Source organism: Microcystis sp. M083S1 (genome assembly GCF_020246405.1).
Lineage (GTDB): Bacteria > Cyanobacteriota > Cyanobacteriia > Cyanobacteriales > Microcystaceae > Microcystis > Microcystis aeruginosa_C.
Window position 1 is genome coordinate 1 of sequence record NZ_JADBTB010000060.1, and the last position, 16,453, is coordinate 16,453.

Consider the following 16,453-nt stretch of genomic DNA (forward strand, 5'->3'; position numbering starts at 1 on the left):
AAGGAAAGTTGTTTGACTTCCACTGAGTCAAAGCGGTAGTTATTGGCTTCGCTGATAGGGAGTTGAATTAATTCAAAGAAGATAGAGGGGAATGATTGAAAGAGTTGATAAAAAATCGTGTCAGTTTTCATGCTTTTATTTCTGAACTTCCCCCTAGGAATATACTAGCTATGGCTAAAAGTCTTACAGAGCCTGAGTTAAAATTTAATTTTTTAGTATTTCTGTATGGAGGCAGACCCTAATCATATATTGGCCTCAAAAACGGGACAATAGCCTTCGGCAACCACTTTAAAACCGTAGAGGGGAGAAGCGGGATTCCAACAGCGCTGACTTTTGTAGTGGACACAGACACGACAGCAATCCATCTCCTCTAAAGCTTTGGTGATGCGATTAGGACTCTCGCTTAATAATTCCCGTTGGGAGACTCCCCGCAATAATAATTCTTCCCCTTGCCAGCGAGCTTCCACCAGTCCCGTATCGGCGAAATTACTCCACCGGGGATCCCGGGTGATCGACTCTGGTAAGGTGATAGTGATGATCGAATCCGATTCATTTAATTCTCCCTCATAGTGACTGGGGGCCGGGGGTGTCGGTTGCATAAAGCGATCGCCAATAGGCAATTCTACCAGGGTTCCCACGGCCGGAGAATGGAGTTGATAACGGCTTTGTAATTCTTCTAAACTGGTCAAATCCGCTAGATATAGGGGCGAGCCATGGACGAACATGATATGCTGTGGTCGCAGGTTATGGATCAGTTGGGTGGTGTTGCGACTATCGCTATGTTCGGCCAGTAGATAGGTTTCTTGGCTAATTAATCCCGAACGCTGTGCCGCTTTTAATCGGGGATTCTCCAGGTTGATATCGTGCAGGTGTTGGGGAGCTAACATTAACCAAGGTTTATCCCCTTGCAGATATTTACTCACCTCCTCTAGGCGATCGATTAGTAAAATTATCGGAGTGGTTCCCCCTAGAGGTGTCGGTTTTTCTGGCAACCTTCGCAACCGGGGACAGATGCGCTCATCCCAAAATAAGGGCTGATGTTTGGCAAAATTCTGGACAGATGCGGGAAATTGTGGTAAGATTTCTAGGTAGGCATCGCAAGCTTTAGCGATCTTGCCCCCAACCCAGATATCAATGTCGCGGCCCGTGAATTGGTGGTGCGACCGCAGTAATTTTAAAATTTCTTGACCCAATCCCAAAGCGGGGACGGGTAGTAAGACATTTTGCCCCTCAGCGATCGCATGATAGATGCGATTCATCAACTGTTTTTCCTGCTGTCGTCGGTGGGGATGGCGTTCTGTGCCGTAACTGCCTTCAATAATCAGCACATCGGGGGATATTCCCCGCAGCAGATCGATCGATAATCCTTCCACCAGTTGAAAATTAGACAGGGAAAAATCGCCGGTATAGAGGACCTTATAGGTGCGTTTGGGGGTTTTGTAGGTGAATAGGACTACAGCAGCCCCAGGTAGGTGGCCGGCCGGAAAAATCTCGACGGTGAGATCATCAAAGAGAGCGATCGGCGATCGCCATGGCCAACCCTGACAGAAACTGCCGATTTCCTCGGCAGAATCGGGCCATTGTAGGGGCAGCAGTTGTACTGTCACCTCACTGGCATAAACTGGCAATTGGGGATAGGTCTGATGGAGAGCCATTAACCCACGGATGTGATCGCTGTGGGCATGACTACAGAACACCAGATCCACGGGTGGTTTTTTGTTTTGGGTCAGGGGTTGCATATCGGCCAAACCGCAATCTAAAAGTATGCGATAGGGACCGATTTTCAGTAGGAGACAAACCCCTTCCGACGCGTGACCGACACCAAAAGGTAAACAGGATAAAAGGGATTTTGACCCCCAGACGGCAGTAGAGCGTTGAACCATGGCAACCCTGATTATGATGACTGGTTAGTGAGCGGAACCATTGCCATCGTAGTTATCGCTATCGTAAAAACCGTTGCGGGTGCCGAAAAAGAGACAAGAGACGGTGAATACAGCCGTTAATGCCAACAAGATTAATTTGATGTCCATATAATTAGTGCAACTCCTCAGAGGGTATCTCCCCTCATACTAACCCAACTTTTTCGGTTGTTAGCAGCTAGGTTTCGGGTTTGACCATCGGCGCTCAACCTTTTTTCATAATTAAACCTCTTGCATAATTAATTTTTAAGGGTTCAAAAACGGCAAAAATAAGGATTAAATTGCATAAAATCTGTAAATAGACCATTTAATTAATTATTATTCATTCTTAATTCTCCTGACTACTGACTACTGACTACTGGCTCCTAACCCCAACAACAATTTTTGATTTTTACAAGAGGTCTATTAAACTTGCCAGTAATTTGTGATGATTTCATCAAAAACTACTGAAAATTATCTGAAAACCTAGCATCTTTTGTCATAATAGTCAAGAAACTTTTACAAAAATTTAGCCTGACTTTAAATTCTCCTTTGCTAAAGTGCGACGTAATGATAGGTGTCAATTGTCTCTTTTAGACATGAGGCAAAAGCAAACAAGTTATTGATTTTGACTCAGATTAGCTCAATTCAATTATAGTGGAATTTTACTATGGGTTTTCGATTAAATTTGAAGGCTATTTGCTCAGATTATAAAGTTAATTAAGGTTTATTAAAAAGTTTGTTAAACTTGGCTAAGTCATTGGTCTTTTCCAGAAGAGGATAACGAATTGCTGTTTGATCGACTAGACTAGATAAATACTCATAAGTGTGACGAAGTTCATAGGCATTATCATCACTTTTTGCTTGGTTACACTGCCAGCATACCAGTTGTAAATTATCAAAATCAAACATTTTTTCGGGACAGCGGGCTTTATTAATTATATGATCGATAGTGACATAATTGGGATGAAAAAATATCTGATTGATTTGATTAATAACTTTTTCCCCTTGAGAATTATTATATTCGTAACACCTTTTGATAGCTTCTGACTGGGAAGAAGTTTTAAATTCTTCGCCATGTTTCATCTTTTTGCCACAAAAAGGACAGGGTTTTTCTTTGGCCATTATTCGATATTGATTCGGGCTAATTAATCCTTTTTGGGGATGTTCGATAACTGCTAGATGTTGATTAGCATTCCAGATTTCTGCAATTTCATCGGAGCTATATAATTGAGACAACTTTGATTTTGATATTTTATTCATGGCAGTACATAATAATCATAATAAAGGATATTTAGCCAAGGCTTTATCTGCTATTTCATGCAAATTTTTCGAGATTTTTTCTAACTCTTGTTTTCCTTCCTCAGATATTTTTTTAGCTTTTTCAGACTCAATAATGGCTAAATCAATGGCTTTGACAAGATTTCCCTTATTTAATTCATGCTCAAATAAACTGACAACTTTATAAGTATTATTTTTAAAATCCTGAAGAAGCTCCCAAGAGCTTTTAACCTTCCCCCAGCCGCTATTATAATAGCCCTTTTTTCTCGCTTGTCTTTGTTGCTCTAGGGAAAGGCCATGAAATAGTTCACTATTTCTTTTTTGCCATTGGCGATAGTTTATTTCTTCTAGTAACTTCATTGCTTCAGTTCCTGGTCATCTGCAAAGTAACGAGTGATTTCTTGCCACTTTTTATCGCCATAGTTATTAATAATATATTTTTTAATATCCCCCAGTTGTCTTCGTAGTTTATCATTAGTTTTTTCCAGAGATTCAACTGTAGAGATGGCTCGCTCTTTTATTTGTGTAATCCCATCCTGTTGTTGCTGAATAGTATTTTTTAGATCGCTCACCGCTAGATTATAACTGTCTTTATGAACTAATTCCTTTTCTAGTAAGGCCTGTTGACGTTCCTGGCCAGTTTTAGATAGACTAGCCTTTAACCATTGACCTAAACGATAAATCTCAGATTGATCAAAATCTAATAAATCTTGACGTAACTGCTCTAACTTTTGTAGCAATTCATTAACTTTTTCTTGCCAATAACTGACTTCTTGTTTAAGCTCAACATTCTGGTTGTATAAATTCTGATTACTTTTTCCTAACTGTTCAATTTTGCCCTCGTGTCTGGATATTTGCAAGGACTGATTTGAATTAACTTTGGCTCTCTCATTTCGTTCTTGTATGATAATCTGGAACAATTCCGCCGCTACAGGATCATCAAGATGTTCTACAATCCATTCTAGATGACGTGCTTTTAACCTATCGCTCAAATAGCCCTTGATTTCTATATGTTGTTCTTTCAATAGGGCTAGATTAGATTTAATGGTCATGACCGTAATTCTGACTTTAGTAAACTATCCATAGTTATTTTAGTACAAGTATAAGCTTTTGGAAAAAAGCAATCTTATCGGTCATGGTAGTTGTGCCTGTCTCTGGGAATCAACTCGGACTGACGAAAGAAACAAAGGAAAATGGAAATTTTACCGATCTAGGGCTGGCCTTTGCTATAAGTGAGCTATATAGCGCCTCCTTGGCTAGTGAGGAAATTCTCAAACGCTAAAGCTGAGAGCTTACCGCTATAAATAAGCACACGAATCACCCAGACAGAGAAAATATCATGCGTATCGCTCACGATGTCACCGAATTGGTTGGCCGCACTCCTTTAGTACAATTGAATCGGATTCCCCAGGCGGAGGGCTGTCTTGGCCGAATTGTGATGAAATTAGAAGGGATGAATCCCGCTGCTTCCGTCAAAGACCGCATTGGCACTCACATGATTAATAGTGCCGAAAAAGCGGGTTTAATCAATCCAGAAACCACGGTTTTAGTGGAACCCACCTCTGGCAATACGGGAATTGCCCTAGCGATGACTGCGGCAGCTAAGGGTTATCGCTTGATTTTAACTATGCCGGAAACGATGAGTTTAGAGCGCCGGGCGATGTTAAAAGCCTACGGTGCTACCCTAGAACTTACCCCCGGTTCCCAAGGCATGAAAGGGGCAATTTTACGCGCTCAGGAAATCGTTGATAGTATCCCCGGCGCTTATATGTTGCAACAATTTCGCAACCCTTCCAACCCAGAAATTCACCGTCTCACCACTGCTGAGGAAATTTGGCAAGATACGGAGGGACAGGTAGATTTTATTGTTGCAGGTGTGGGTACTGGAGGCACGATTACGGGAGTCGCTGAAGTGATTAAATCGCGTAAACCTAGTTTTCAAGTGGTTGCGGTGGAACCTTTCAATAGTCCGGTGATTTCTGGGGGTAATCCCGGTCCTCATAAAATTCAAGGTATCGGTGCGGGTTTTATTCCGGAAGTTTTACGCACAGATCTGATTGATGAGGTAATTACTGTCAGTGATGAGGAAGCTTTTCAATTTGGTCGTCGTCTGGCAAAAGAGGAAGGGTTACTTTCGGGGATTTCTTCCGGTGCCAATCTTTGTGCCGCAATTCAACTGGCCCAACGACCGGAAAATGAGGGTAAATTAATTGTGGTGATTCAGCCTAGTTTTGGAGAACGTTATCTGAGTACGCTGATGTTCCAAAATATCGAGGATCGCCAGTTAACTTTGGTGTAAAAAAATATCGTCTTCAGCCTCTAGCAGTCAGCTTTAGTTGGGGGCTGATTGCTAATAGCAGAGAGCTTTTTAATCATATTTAAAGAGGGATTTTTTCACCTGTAGGGGTATTTGTAAAGGTTGCGGTTTGATTGTTTCTTGGCCGGCAAAATTATCGAGTAAAGCCGATCGCACTTGTGCATCGGTTTCTCGTGAGAGAAGATAGCGGAAGTATTCTTGGCATTGTTCTCGACGACTGGGGGAAAGTTGCATTTCACTTAAACGTCGGACTGCCATTAAGCGCATTAAGGGATCATTGACTGTTAATTTTTCTAACCAGCGATCAAAGTTTTTGGACTCATTTTGACCGCGATGGTCGAGAAAATGCCATCCTAGTAGGATTAAGGTCAAAACCGTGCCAAATCCTTGCAAAATTGAGGCCAGGGCCAACCAGCGATTTTCGGCATAGGTCCAAATTGCCACAGCGAGATAGGTGGCTAAACTGCCTAAACCGCCACAGACTACCGCTAAAGTTAACTTACCGCTATCGGCGCTGAAAAAAGCACGCCCCCACAGCCACAGCGATGGCCAGTTTTGACCCTGGAGATGGTAAACTCCGATCATCGCCCCCACCCCGGTTAAAGTGGCCAAAACTAACTGCCAATTCCACGCCCAGAGGATCAAAAAACTAGCACAAGCTGCCGCCCATGTCAAGAATTGACGGGTTTTTTTTGCGGCGAGAGTTTTCATGACTCGACGCTGCAGAGCGGGAGAAAAATAGGGAGGAAGGCGGAATACTGAAGACACGGGAAGTTTTTCACTGAGGGTTTGATGATCACTATAGCCTGTTCTCAGGCAGACAGATCATTTTTCTTGGTAAAAATCCTCCTGGGAAAAGAGCGCAGTGCTAGGGTGGGCTAAAATTGCGATCGAGAATCGGCTAAAGTTCAGATTGGCGAGCTTAGGTGTTAGGATGGTTTTCAATCAAACTCAACTTTTTTTATTAATAAATAGCCGAACAATATTCTGTAAACTTATATACAGAAACCTAAAGAAATATGTTAATTTGCCGTCTTTGGGGCAGCAAGTTCTGATAAATAATCTAGAGTGTTAAGTATAAATACCGCAACTAATTTTACCTAGTCACGCCAGCTATCTAACTCATCTATATCACTTCCGAACAGAGTTAGAACTTCCTTTGTTACGTTCTGAGAGGCAAAAAAATGACTACTCAACTACAACAAAAAGCCAGACTTGAAATTGTCACCTTGAACCCTGTTTACGGAGTTAACTATAACAAGGGTTACATCGGTTTTACCTATGACGGAACAAATCCAGTTGGTCGAGGAATTGCTTATTTTACTAAGTGGGATAAAATGAGCAATATTTATGCTACTCACGCTCTCATCGTTACGGGTGAAAATACCTGTATTGAAGCGAATGCTGGCACGAATATGGTAGAAGAAAATCCTTTGTATCCCTATTTTGAACCTTCTAATTGCCAAATTTTCTTCCGCAAACCCAAAGATTTAACTGATGAGATTGCAGAGCGTATTGTTGAGATTCTCAAACCAGAAGTAGGTAAAAAATATGACTATAAACTAATCCTAGCTCATGCCTTTTCTGGAAGTTTACCCGGTCAGATACTCAGTCTTTTATCACGTCAAAAAATCAAAAAATTACTGTCTGAAGCTCTCAACTGTCCTGATAAATGGATTTGTAGTGAGTTAGCAGCTTACGCTTTAGATGAGCAACCTGAATACCGAGATATCGGAGTTCTGATCAATCCTAATTCTACCATTAATCCTCAAAAATTATTTGAAGATGATCTGATTTTTCAGGCTTGGGAAAATCAGGTTGCGGCAAAGTTTAAAGATTTAATCACCGGGACAACAGTAATTGCTTAGATGTATTACCTGCATTATTGATGCCATCAGGAGAATATCAAATGACCACGACAACTATTGGTAGAGTTCCTCTTCACGAACCGGGAAAATTACTTGATCCCTATATCAAGGACAATGATGCTTTAATTGCTCCTGCGGAGGATTTTACTATCTCGATCAATACAATTTCACTGCAACTATACACTAAATACAAAGGTGATTATTTAGCAGGACAGTGGGATAATAACTATTTCGCTCTTGTCAGTCAGATAGGATTAGGAGATCAAGAAACCCCTATTTTAAAGGTTCACTATCTTAATCACATCTCTGGAATGACTTTAGATGTAACAGACATTTGGGCTGAAAATGTTGCTGTCATTGAAGACTTTCAAAAAGATGAAAAATCTCAGCGATTGTATTTATCGTTTAGTAGTTTTTGTCAAGGATTAGGACGTTCTACCTTAGAACAAGTTACCAAGTCATTGCAGCAAGTTGTGGGAACTGTAGGGGCGGCTTTTCCTAGTTTAATACCTTATACAACAGTGGGAAGTACAGCCTTACAGGGCATTAATAATATTCTAGCAACTGTTGTTGAAGCTAGATTTCAACCCCAAGTAAAAACATCAACTTTTGGTCTTTATCCTGCTAACGTTGAGCAAAGACCTGTGATTGGAGAAGCTCCCTTACAAACAGGAGCTTATGCCTTTTTCTTTGAACCCGTTGAGATAGAAAACTTGAAAATGGGATCGAATGGGATTGTGACTTCAACTAATAATAAACCCGTGAGTCCTTATATTGTAGTTAACATCAAAAAAGGGATTACTTTAGCCCCCAGCCAAATCGAGAAAAACTTAGCTACTGAAGTATTGGAAGCTTACCACAGAACTACTAACTATCCTTTAACCCCTTCTAATACCGTGATTCCCTACTTCAATGCCTTAGAAGAATTGGGTAAAACTATTCGTTTAGCTAGTTCTACTAAGCGGTATTTTGAGTTAAAACAAAAGGGCGATCACCTCACTGAAGCGGAAGCAAAACGTCTAGAGATTCTCTTGGCTTACTTAAAGGAAAATCTCAAGAATTTTGAGCAGTAATCAATTAATTGGCATTCCCTAACTTTTAGTATTTGGAAACTGTTTAATAATAGGAGGAAATGATTATGATGTTCTCATGGACTGATTATGTGCGTGCCGTTGCTACCACCGAACAAATTCCCACTCGGTATCGCAAATTACGGGTTGTTCAATTAGCACAAGCAATCGTTGAATCTGCACGAGGTACGAGTAAACTTTTTCAAGAAGCGGGAAACCCCGGTGGACTCAAATGGCGAGATAAAATTGACGACAATTACACCGAAAAAATCACCCATCAAATTTGGTTAGTTACCCCTAGCGAACCCAATGGTTGTTATTGGTGTCATTGGAAAACCGCAGAACAGGCCGCAATGGGATATTGGCGGTTTATCGGTCGTCCGAATTCCCCCTATCAGGGATGGGAAGAATACGATAATGATCCGGAAGGCTATTTACAATATATTTGGGAAAAAGGCTATGCCACCGACCCAAACTATGTCAGTAAGGTCAAAAATGTTTTCCCTGAAGCTCAAAGCTTACTAGATGAATATGGTGGAGAACAACCTCCTCCATCACGGATTTTCAAAGTTGCTATTATGCCAGGACATGGAGGGACAGATTCAGGGGCAGTCAACCATACGCTAAATTTACGGGAAAAAGACTACAACTGGAAAGAAGCAGTTGAAGTTAAGGCCCGTTTAGAAGCGGCGGGCAATTATCAAGTGATTATCTGTCGTCAAGAAAATGAATTAGCTTCCCTTTCCACCTTGCAACAACGAGCTAATGACAGTGGTGCAAATGTTTGTTTGTGTCTGCATCATAATGCTTGTAACCGACAGGCAAAAGGTTGGTGGTTATTCTATGTGAATCGGAGTCCAGAATTTGAGAAATTTATCAAAATCATCGATAAACACTTCCGAGGACTGCCTTTACAAGGACGGGGTTATGAATACGCTGGAACGCCTTTTGTCCATGACTGGTATAGTCGTGTCTGGAATTGTACCCATGATTGTACTATGCCCACCATATTGCTTGAAAGTTGCTTCATTGACAATGATGAAGATGCTCGTTGGTTGAGAGATGGCGGTTATCAGCAAATTGTTGAGAAAATTTGTGCGGGAGTTAAGGAATATTTAGGAAGTCAACCACCCATCGTTAATCCACCTCAGTCCGAAAAATTCGTCTTTGTCTGTGATGCCAATCCGCCTTTAAATGTGCGGAAAGGTGCAGGAAGTAATTATGATCCTGTGGGGCGTTTAGATAACGGGACACGATTAACGGTTGTAGGTGAAGAGGGCAATTGGCTGAAAATTAGTAAACCGATTGAAGGTTATGTTCATCGTGACTTGACAAAATCTTCCTATTGCGTGTTTGTCAATGACCCAAATCCGCCCTTAAAAGTCCGTTCAGGAGCAGGAACAAACTTTTCAGTGGTGACAGAACTGACTAATGGCACACCCTTAAACGTGATAGGGACGGATGACAATTGGCTCCGCATTGATAAACCTGTGGAAGGTTATGTCTTTACTTCTTTAACTTCCTCGCTGCATCGAGTCTTTGCTGCTGATGCCAATCCTCCCTTAAATGTGCGCTCTGGACCTGGAACTACCTATGAAAAAGTGGGTCAATTAGACAATAACACGGCTTTAACTGTCGTAGATGCTGGTTTGGATAGTCAAGGTGCGAGATGGCTTCGTATTAGTTCACCTTGTTCCGGTTGGGTTCTAGAAAGTTTAACCTCTGATCGCCTGATGGGTTCGGGAATCAACCCTCCTGCTTCTAATCTATCGGAAAGTGAGCAATACGATTATTGTGCCGAGATTATCACCCATAATGGCGGAACATTGCGTAAACGCAACTTAATCTCTTTCCGGAAGGAAACCAGTACAAAAGTCAATGATTGGCATGGTTGTTACGATGATATTACTTACATGATCTGGACAGATGGCGCGGGGAAACACGCTCGTAAATACGCCTCTAACACGGAACCCTCATCTCAGTATGAAGATAGTAATAATCCATTGGCTGATCGCAACAGAATGGGGGTTGATGCAAATGGTGATGGACGACTGGATTTAGGACGTTTACCCGAAGGATATTACGAATATAAAACAGGAACAAGTGCCACCTTGGGTAAAGTATTGTGTCCTACCGCATCAGCCATGGCGGAACGAGATACCAGTCACGATGGCCTATTTCAACCTAATGAACCTCGTGCTTCTGCTGGAACAACGATGTTATTTCATCAAGGTGGAGAAACGAATCCTTTCAGTGCTGGATGTCAGACTATGCCTCCTAATGAATACACCAGATTTTGGAATGATTTAAACAGCAACGGTGATCCCGGTGTGATTGGTTATACCATTGTTCGCTGGTGTTCAATTGCTTAATTCCTTGTCCATTCACGTCAAGTTAAGCAATCACAGATAAAATATTGTCTGTATTGACTTAACTTGATTACCAAGAATGGCAACACTATTGGCTGAAATGGCCAGATAAAAGTCAAGGCGATCGAGATGTTCATTTTGTCTTTGAAGAATAGGTAGAAGTCAATAAAAATAAAACTTTAAGTAATCTAAAATTTTAACGAAAGTGTGGGAAAAGTTTATCCATTTTTTGACTTATGCCTTCTAAAATTACCTTGAAAAAATCAGAAAGAATTTTCTGAAATGATCTAATTATTAAAGCATTTTTATGCTACTATGGAGTGTTAAGAACATGGATAGCCAACAAAATTCACAACGGACAATTGCTTTAAGTTTCTCTGGTGGCGGATTTCGAGCAGCAGGATTTTCTTTAGGAACGATGGTTCTTTTAGAAAAAATAGGTTGGTTAGAAAAAACTCAAGCAATTTCATCAGCTTCAGGAGGGTCAATTACTAGCAGCTTTTTCCTAGTTTCTAAGGCTAATTTTTGTACTCAAAATCCTAATGATTTATTTAATAAATCAGTTTTAATTGAAAAATTCTATCGTCCGTTAAAGGAGTTTTTAGAAAGTGGTAAAGTCGCTAATGCTATCTTAGATAAGTTTGGATCGAATGAAAAAACGATCAACAAAGCTGCTAAATGTTATCAAGCAGAATTAGAAAAAATTGCTATACATCCCGAAAAACTAAACATAATGGATCAAATTTGGAGGTTACTAGAATCCGATCGATCTCCCGATTGTCTCACTATTAATTCCACTGATATGACTGATGCGTCTTTATTTAGATTTGCAATGTTGCGGACGCAGAAAAATAATAAAGGCCTGATTCTTGGTAATATGTTCCTCGATTTATCGGATGATAGTGATAATGACTATTATGCCCTCAGAATACTTGACTGTTGTTATAAACTCCGTTTAGGAGACATGATTGCAGCCTCGTCATGTTTTCCTATTGGATTTGAACCGATAATTTTTCCTGATAATTTTTCTGATGGCTCTTGTTTAAAAGAGATACTAGCTCACCATAAAAGTGTTGCTTTAATGGATGCTGGTTTTTATGATAACTTAGCACTAACCTCCATCGAATCCCTCAGACAAGATTCTGAAAATCCTAATCAAACAGAGAAATTAACACTTCCTTATGGAATAAATATAGTCATTGCTACAGATGCAGATAATCTCGAACCATCCAATGCTTTATTAGCACCTGAAAACCTGGGTCAAGTCAAGGATTACCAAGCTTTAGTCAAGAAATATAATTTACCTAAGTTCTTACTATGTCCTCTTATCAATTTTCTCTTTAAAATATTTAACTTTAATTATCGATTTCTGGATTGTTTAGCTTCAATAATAGGAATCAAAAAACTTAGTCCTTCAACCTCTTTGTCTGGACTATTTTTGGATATTAATAAATTAGCTAAATTGATTCCTGATCGAATACAAGAATTCCTCCCTACTTTTGGAGTATTTTTAACAAGAAATCGTAATCTAACTTATCAGTTTTTACAGTATAAGTATGAACAAGAAAACAAAAATCATCAACAAGAAAATGAGAAAATAAACCTGATCCGTAATTTGATATTCGATCTTTATAATAGAAATGATCCAGATACAGCATTAAGTGAGCTTGTTCCCAAATTAACAAGGTTGACGGATATTCAGTCGCCATCTTTTGACAAATTAGATTCCGACCTTATCAAACAAATTCGTAAAATCAATACTTTAGTGCTGGCTTTAATGACTGAGAAAAATATGGCAAATGCTAATAAGCTGAAAGAACAGTTAGGAAATAAAGGCAATGAATATGTAAAGATCAAAAAGCTTATATGTTTAGCTAAATTAGCAACCGCTTTACCGACAACTCTATGGTTAAAATGGTACAATTTTTGCATTGTAAAAACTCAGGAAAGAAATTCTACTTTAATTGATGCAATTGTAGAAGAACAATCGGTTTTGAAATGGACTACCGATGTTAAACATGAGGTTAAACAACAACAATTATACATGACCTTTGCCACTGACTCAGCAAACTCAGACACAAGATGCAAAAGAACTGCTGCCGAAGTTGTAATCACCTGTGGGTTTGTGGCTGCTTGCTACAATCTTTTGGAATATTCAGCTAATAAAATTGGTGTTCTTTATAAGCAATCTGACATTAAAGAACCGCAATTTTACTCCTTAGCTTTTCTCAGCAAGATTGAAACTCTAGGGGTGTCGTTACTTTGGTCAATCTTTTTAGATAAACGAAATCTTTCCGAGGAAATGTCTAATCACTTGCACCAGAAAATGCTTAAACTTTCTCAACTTAATAAACATAGAGATAATCCAGAAATTCTTGAGAAATTCGCCCAAGATTTCCGTAAAAAACTATACCAATTAAACCTCGAAGACATAGAAGAGACTGCATCAATTTGGTGGGAGATCATCTCATTTACTCCTTCGTCCGCTCCAGATGAAGAAAACTTACATAAGTTTATTAAACACATCCAAATTCTCATCGAAAAGGTTAAGTGATTGCACGCTTTCATGACTTGATGTTTCCTCGATCAAGTGTTTCATAATTTATTGAAAAAAAGGAGAATCAATGATGACTACCCAAAAACTGAAAGCTCTAGTCAATACTGTTATCAAACAATCTACCCTAGATAGCAGTCAGATTACTGATCTTACTCAAAAATTTTCCTTGACAGCAGGAGATAAAATTGAGATTAATGATTACAAATCTGCGGACAATAATCACTGGGAATTAGAATTAACAACCCCTGTTAATGAGATAGCGAAATGGTTCGCTTATATTCCCCATGTCGAAATTAAAAGTAATGACCCTGTGGCCAAGATATTACAAGACATTAAGCAGTCTCAATTTAAGGTGTATCATCGACCAACAGAACAAGATGGAGATGGAGTGGGGATTCCCCCTAATGGACAAGACAACCGTTCAGAAAGAATTTGTCCTGTGTACGTTCTTAGTCCGAGAAGACAAACAGATTCTTTAGTTAGACAAATGATTACACTACTTCGGGTCAAGGATACAGCGTTCATTATTGCAGAACGATTGCTACAATATCCCGAAGATTATCTCCCCACTATTTCTCAATTTGAAAAAGCGGTTATTGTCCAATCTTTTGTTGGTGTCGGTCCTCCTCAACCAGATGCAACTCCTTATCCAGATTGGGCAAAAGAAAGACACGACAAAGAGTTGTGGAGACTCGAACAATCTATCCGTCTATTACAGTCGATGAATCGAAAAATCTCAGCTGTCGTTTGTGCGATGGGAGATTCTCAAAAACATTCATCCAAAGATGTGCGAGAAACAATGCAAACAAGATTATACAATCTTCTGGATAAGTATAATCTCTCGGCTCTCAAACAGCCAATTACTTGGGGAGCAGATGAATTAGTAGCAATGGGAATCGCTCAAACTCTTCCTAAAACTAAAGTGCGTGTCTGCATCTCTAATAAGGAGACTGAAATGTGGTACGACGGGCGACGACCACCGGAAGAACTTGTGACTGAAAAATTACCAGCAGTTGGGTTAGAAGAATCAGAAACTGACTGGGATTTCGAGGTAGCTATTTTAACTCGTCGTCAAAATGGTAGTATTAATGATTATCAGAAAGACGACAGGGAACAAGCGAAGTTAGATGAGCATTTTCTGGCTCAATATAAGAACTATTCTTCCGAGCAACGTGCTAAATTAGTTATCATTGATGGCCGACTTTTTAATGGGGCTTGGAATGCCACTTCTGTGTTACCTTATGATGATTTATTGGCCTTCGGTAGTTGGGGAACATTTGGCAATTGTGTTGGCTCAACTTTGGCGGTGGCAAAAATTCTTTTCTACGCTAAAAATCCTGCCGCTCAAAGACAACTTTATTTAGAAGCCATTGCTCATGATGTTTTTGCTAATGGCTATAAAGAAGTTCAACGACTCGAAGAACCTAAAAGCTTCTGTAATCAGCTAAAAAATCAAACAGGAATCACTTTCAATCATTACGACGGATATGATAATCCTGCTACGGTCAAAAAAGTCTTTGAGGTCTTAAATCGGCACGTTAATGTCAGAATGCAAGAACATTTTGCAGGACTTTCCAGTGTTAATAACCGAGTCTTCCGAATTACCCCGCAATTTTGGCGCACTTTTGAGAGTGAAATCCACATCTGGCCAAGATTACCAGAGGAAATTCATAAAGTTGGTATCTATCGTACCGATCTGGAAGCGATCGCTTTTAATCCTTCATTGGGCGATCAATTCGTCTAACAGTAAATTTTTCAACAATCCCATAGGAGAAATGCCATGACTTCCTTACAAATTATTAGTCCCATCAACGATGCTCGCTTTGAATGTCTAAAACCTGTTACTTTTACAGGCAAAGTAAATTCTGGAATAGTCACTGTAGAACTCAAAGCAGATGACAAATATTCCCTAGGCAATAATCAGGTTAAAGCAGACGGTTCTTGGTCGATTACTTATTCAGGATTCACGAATCCTGGGAAGCGCAAAATTACTGCCTTTGGCTATGATCAAGCTAATCATGAAGAAGAAACCAGCATTATAATTTATGTGGCAGATTCCTCAGATTATACTAAAACTATTTATGGGGGTCTGGTTTTAGATGCTTACAAAAACCTCCAACACACCCAGTCTCTGCCGACAGATCACAGGTTAACTGATGCCGAAGGATACCGGTTATTTGAACAAGGAATCCTTCCAATACTACAATCAGCCGATACTTTCATGACATCGACTGCTGAAGGTAAACATGAATTGAATTTACACCCGGGGCGTACTGATATTAAGAAGGCTTCTTGTGCTTATTCTGTCTCCTGTGTGATGAAATATATAGCTAAGGAGCTTGGATTTGACAAAGTGAAAAATCTCTTCAATAATACTTTTGAAGATGATTGTGTTCAAGTTACAGGCGTTGAGAAAAAACTGCGTCGTCTGGGATTTCTCTACTTTTTGAAAAAAGATTACCTAGCACCTCGTGGGGCAATAGGAGCAAGAGCGCCACGCTGGAAGTACCAAGGAACGGAGAACGGGTCTGGTCATATCTATTTCATCACAAAAGATGGAGCAAAACGGACTCAATTTCCCAACCCAGGTCAAGAGAATGAGCCAGCAGAAACCGGAATAAACGGGCCTAAATGGCAAATTAAAGACCTTCATGCTGAAAACCTCGATTTCTTCGATCATGTTTATATACAATGGGAGAATGGCTACACAGAAGGATTTTGGCTGCCGCCGGGCATTTATCCTTTAAAAAGATTTTAAGGATTAGAGCTTTGTCCACGATAATTCTGGGGGAAGTCAGGGAATAGGCTGATTTCTCCCCTAGAATTGACTGACTTTTTAATAACAGGATTTAGTATGAAGATGTGCGGAATATCGGAGTTAAAAGCCTTGAATTTAACCTTTGGCTGGGCTGGGAGTGGCTTAACCATCTACCACCTCTTGATTTCAGGTTATATAGCATTTACATTTGAGACGTGGAAACCAATTTCTGAAAAAAATGCTATAATCTAAGTCAATATTTTAATAACTTTAATTATGGACAAGGCTCAGAAAATCAAAAAAGATATCGAGGAACTAGATAAATGGATTAAAAC

The 16,453-nt window shown here is 39.9% G+C and carries 15 protein-coding genes; 8 read left to right on the top strand and 7 right to left on the bottom strand.

Annotation, left to right across the window (positions count from 1 at the left end):
- The 6 genes from IM450_RS05350 to IM450_RS05375 all read right to left on the bottom strand — a co-directional run.
- Positions 1 to 131, bottom strand: a 131-nt coding sequence (locus IM450_RS05350) for a DUF2887 domain-containing protein (protein ID WP_287668107.1), incomplete at its 3' end; no start/stop codon positions are given.
- A 111-nt stretch (positions 132 to 242) separates the two neighbouring features.
- Positions 243 to 1,883, bottom strand: a complete 1,641-nt coding sequence (locus IM450_RS05355) for an MBL fold metallo-hydrolase (protein WP_046661219.1) — start codon at positions 1,881 to 1,883, stop codon at positions 243 to 245.
- A 24-nt stretch (positions 1,884 to 1,907) separates the two neighbouring features.
- Positions 1,908 to 2,030 carry a hypothetical protein gene (locus IM450_RS05360; protein ID WP_002737208.1) on the bottom strand — a complete coding sequence of 41 codons (123 nt, stop codon included), beginning with the start codon at positions 2,028 to 2,030 and terminating at the stop codon, positions 1,908 to 1,910.
- 588 nt (positions 2,031 to 2,618) lie between these two features.
- Positions 2,619 to 3,161 (bottom strand): HNH endonuclease, encoded by a 543-nt coding sequence (locus IM450_RS05365; RefSeq protein ID WP_287668086.1) that lies wholly within the window; start codon positions 3,159 to 3,161, stop codon positions 2,619 to 2,621.
- Between the two features lie 15 nt (positions 3,162 to 3,176).
- Positions 3,177 to 3,539: a hypothetical protein gene (locus IM450_RS05370; protein WP_287668089.1), complete on the bottom strand. Its 363-nt coding sequence runs from the start codon at positions 3,537 to 3,539 to the stop codon at positions 3,177 to 3,179.
- Positions 3,536 to 4,231 carry a hypothetical protein gene (locus tag IM450_RS05375; RefSeq protein WP_002800886.1) on the bottom strand — a complete coding sequence of 232 codons (696 nt, stop codon included), beginning with the start codon at positions 4,229 to 4,231 and terminating at the stop codon, positions 3,536 to 3,538. The genes IM450_RS05370 and IM450_RS05375 overlap by 4 nt, the downstream gene beginning before the upstream one ends.
- A gap of 83 nt (positions 4,232 to 4,314) precedes the next feature.
- Between IM450_RS05375 and IM450_RS05380 the strand changes: the two genes are divergently transcribed.
- Together IM450_RS05380 and cysK are read left to right on the top strand one after the other, a co-directional pair.
- Complete coding sequence (locus IM450_RS05380; protein ID WP_216628723.1) at positions 4,315 to 4,461, top strand: hypothetical protein; 147 nt, start codon at positions 4,315 to 4,317, stop codon at positions 4,459 to 4,461.
- 57 nt (positions 4,462 to 4,518) lie between these two features.
- The gene (cysK, locus tag IM450_RS05385; RefSeq protein ID WP_002800887.1) at positions 4,519 to 5,478 is read left to right on the top strand and encodes a cysteine synthase A; all 960 of its coding nucleotides are present in this window, start codon (positions 4,519 to 4,521) and stop codon (positions 5,476 to 5,478) included.
- Between the two features lie 69 nt (positions 5,479 to 5,547).
- Here cysK and IM450_RS05390 read toward each other — a convergent pair whose 3' ends face one another.
- A complete protein-coding gene (locus IM450_RS05390; protein WP_043997704.1) occupies positions 5,548 to 6,264 on the bottom strand; it encodes a hypothetical protein in 717 nt (238 codons plus the stop codon).
- Positions 6,265 to 6,680: 416 nt separating this feature from the next.
- On the opposite strand from IM450_RS05390, the gene IM450_RS05395 reads away from it, so the two are divergent.
- The 6 genes from IM450_RS05395 to IM450_RS05420 all read left to right on the top strand — a co-directional run bounded on the left by IM450_RS05395 (position 6,681) and on the right by IM450_RS05420 (position 16,118).
- Complete coding sequence (locus IM450_RS05395) at positions 6,681 to 7,364, top strand: hypothetical protein (RefSeq protein WP_287668092.1); 684 nt, start codon at positions 6,681 to 6,683, stop codon at positions 7,362 to 7,364.
- A 41-nt stretch (positions 7,365 to 7,405) separates the two neighbouring features.
- Complete coding sequence (locus tag IM450_RS05400; protein ID WP_287668094.1) at positions 7,406 to 8,437, top strand: hypothetical protein; 1,032 nt, start codon at positions 7,406 to 7,408, stop codon at positions 8,435 to 8,437.
- 65 nt (positions 8,438 to 8,502) lie between these two features.
- Positions 8,503 to 10,806, top strand: a complete 2,304-nt coding sequence (locus IM450_RS05405; RefSeq protein WP_287668096.1) for an SH3 domain-containing protein — start codon at positions 8,503 to 8,505, stop codon at positions 10,804 to 10,806.
- 328 nt (positions 10,807 to 11,134) lie between these two features.
- A complete protein-coding gene (locus IM450_RS05410) occupies positions 11,135 to 13,357 on the top strand; it encodes a patatin-like phospholipase family protein (protein WP_287668099.1) in 2,223 nt (740 codons plus the stop codon).
- A gap of 73 nt (positions 13,358 to 13,430) precedes the next feature.
- On the top strand, positions 13,431 to 15,104 hold the full coding sequence (locus tag IM450_RS05415; RefSeq protein WP_287668102.1) for a DUF4127 family protein: 1,674 nt from the start codon (positions 13,431 to 13,433) through the stop codon (positions 15,102 to 15,104).
- Between the two features lie 36 nt (positions 15,105 to 15,140).
- Positions 15,141 to 16,118, top strand: a complete 978-nt coding sequence (locus tag IM450_RS05420; protein WP_287668104.1) for a hypothetical protein — start codon at positions 15,141 to 15,143, stop codon at positions 16,116 to 16,118.
- Positions 16,119 to 16,453: the final 335 nt, after the last annotated feature.

Excerpts from the sequence above, each read along its gene's own strand:
- IM450_RS05355 (WP_046661219.1), bottom strand. The coding sequence starts at position 1,883 with ATGGTTCAACGCTCTACTGCCGTCTGGGGGTCAAAATCCCTTTTATCC.
- IM450_RS05360 (WP_002737208.1), bottom strand. The coding sequence starts at position 2,030 with ATGGACATCAAATTAATCTTGTTGGCATTAACGGCTGTATTCACCGTC.
- IM450_RS05365 (WP_287668086.1), bottom strand. The coding sequence starts at position 3,161 with ATGAATAAAATATCAAAATCAAAGTTGTCTCAATTATATAGCTCCGAT.
- IM450_RS05370 (WP_287668089.1), bottom strand. The coding sequence starts at position 3,539 with ATGAAGTTACTAGAAGAAATAAACTATCGCCAATGGCAAAAAAGAAAT.
- IM450_RS05375 (WP_002800886.1), bottom strand. The coding sequence starts at position 4,231 with ATGACCATTAAATCTAATCTAGCCCTATTGAAAGAACAACATATAGAA.
- IM450_RS05380 (WP_216628723.1), top strand. The coding sequence starts at position 4,315 with ATGGTAGTTGTGCCTGTCTCTGGGAATCAACTCGGACTGACGAAAGAA.
- cysK (WP_002800887.1), top strand. The coding sequence starts at position 4,519 with ATGCGTATCGCTCACGATGTCACCGAATTGGTTGGCCGCACTCCTTTA.
- IM450_RS05395 (WP_287668092.1), top strand. The coding sequence starts at position 6,681 with ATGACTACTCAACTACAACAAAAAGCCAGACTTGAAATTGTCACCTTG.
- IM450_RS05400 (WP_287668094.1), top strand. The coding sequence starts at position 7,406 with ATGACCACGACAACTATTGGTAGAGTTCCTCTTCACGAACCGGGAAAA.
- IM450_RS05405 (WP_287668096.1), top strand. The coding sequence starts at position 8,503 with ATGATGTTCTCATGGACTGATTATGTGCGTGCCGTTGCTACCACCGAA.
- IM450_RS05410 (WP_287668099.1), top strand. The coding sequence starts at position 11,135 with ATGGATAGCCAACAAAATTCACAACGGACAATTGCTTTAAGTTTCTCT.
- IM450_RS05415 (WP_287668102.1), top strand. The coding sequence starts at position 13,431 with ATGACTACCCAAAAACTGAAAGCTCTAGTCAATACTGTTATCAAACAA.
- IM450_RS05420 (WP_287668104.1), top strand. The coding sequence starts at position 15,141 with ATGACTTCCTTACAAATTATTAGTCCCATCAACGATGCTCGCTTTGAA.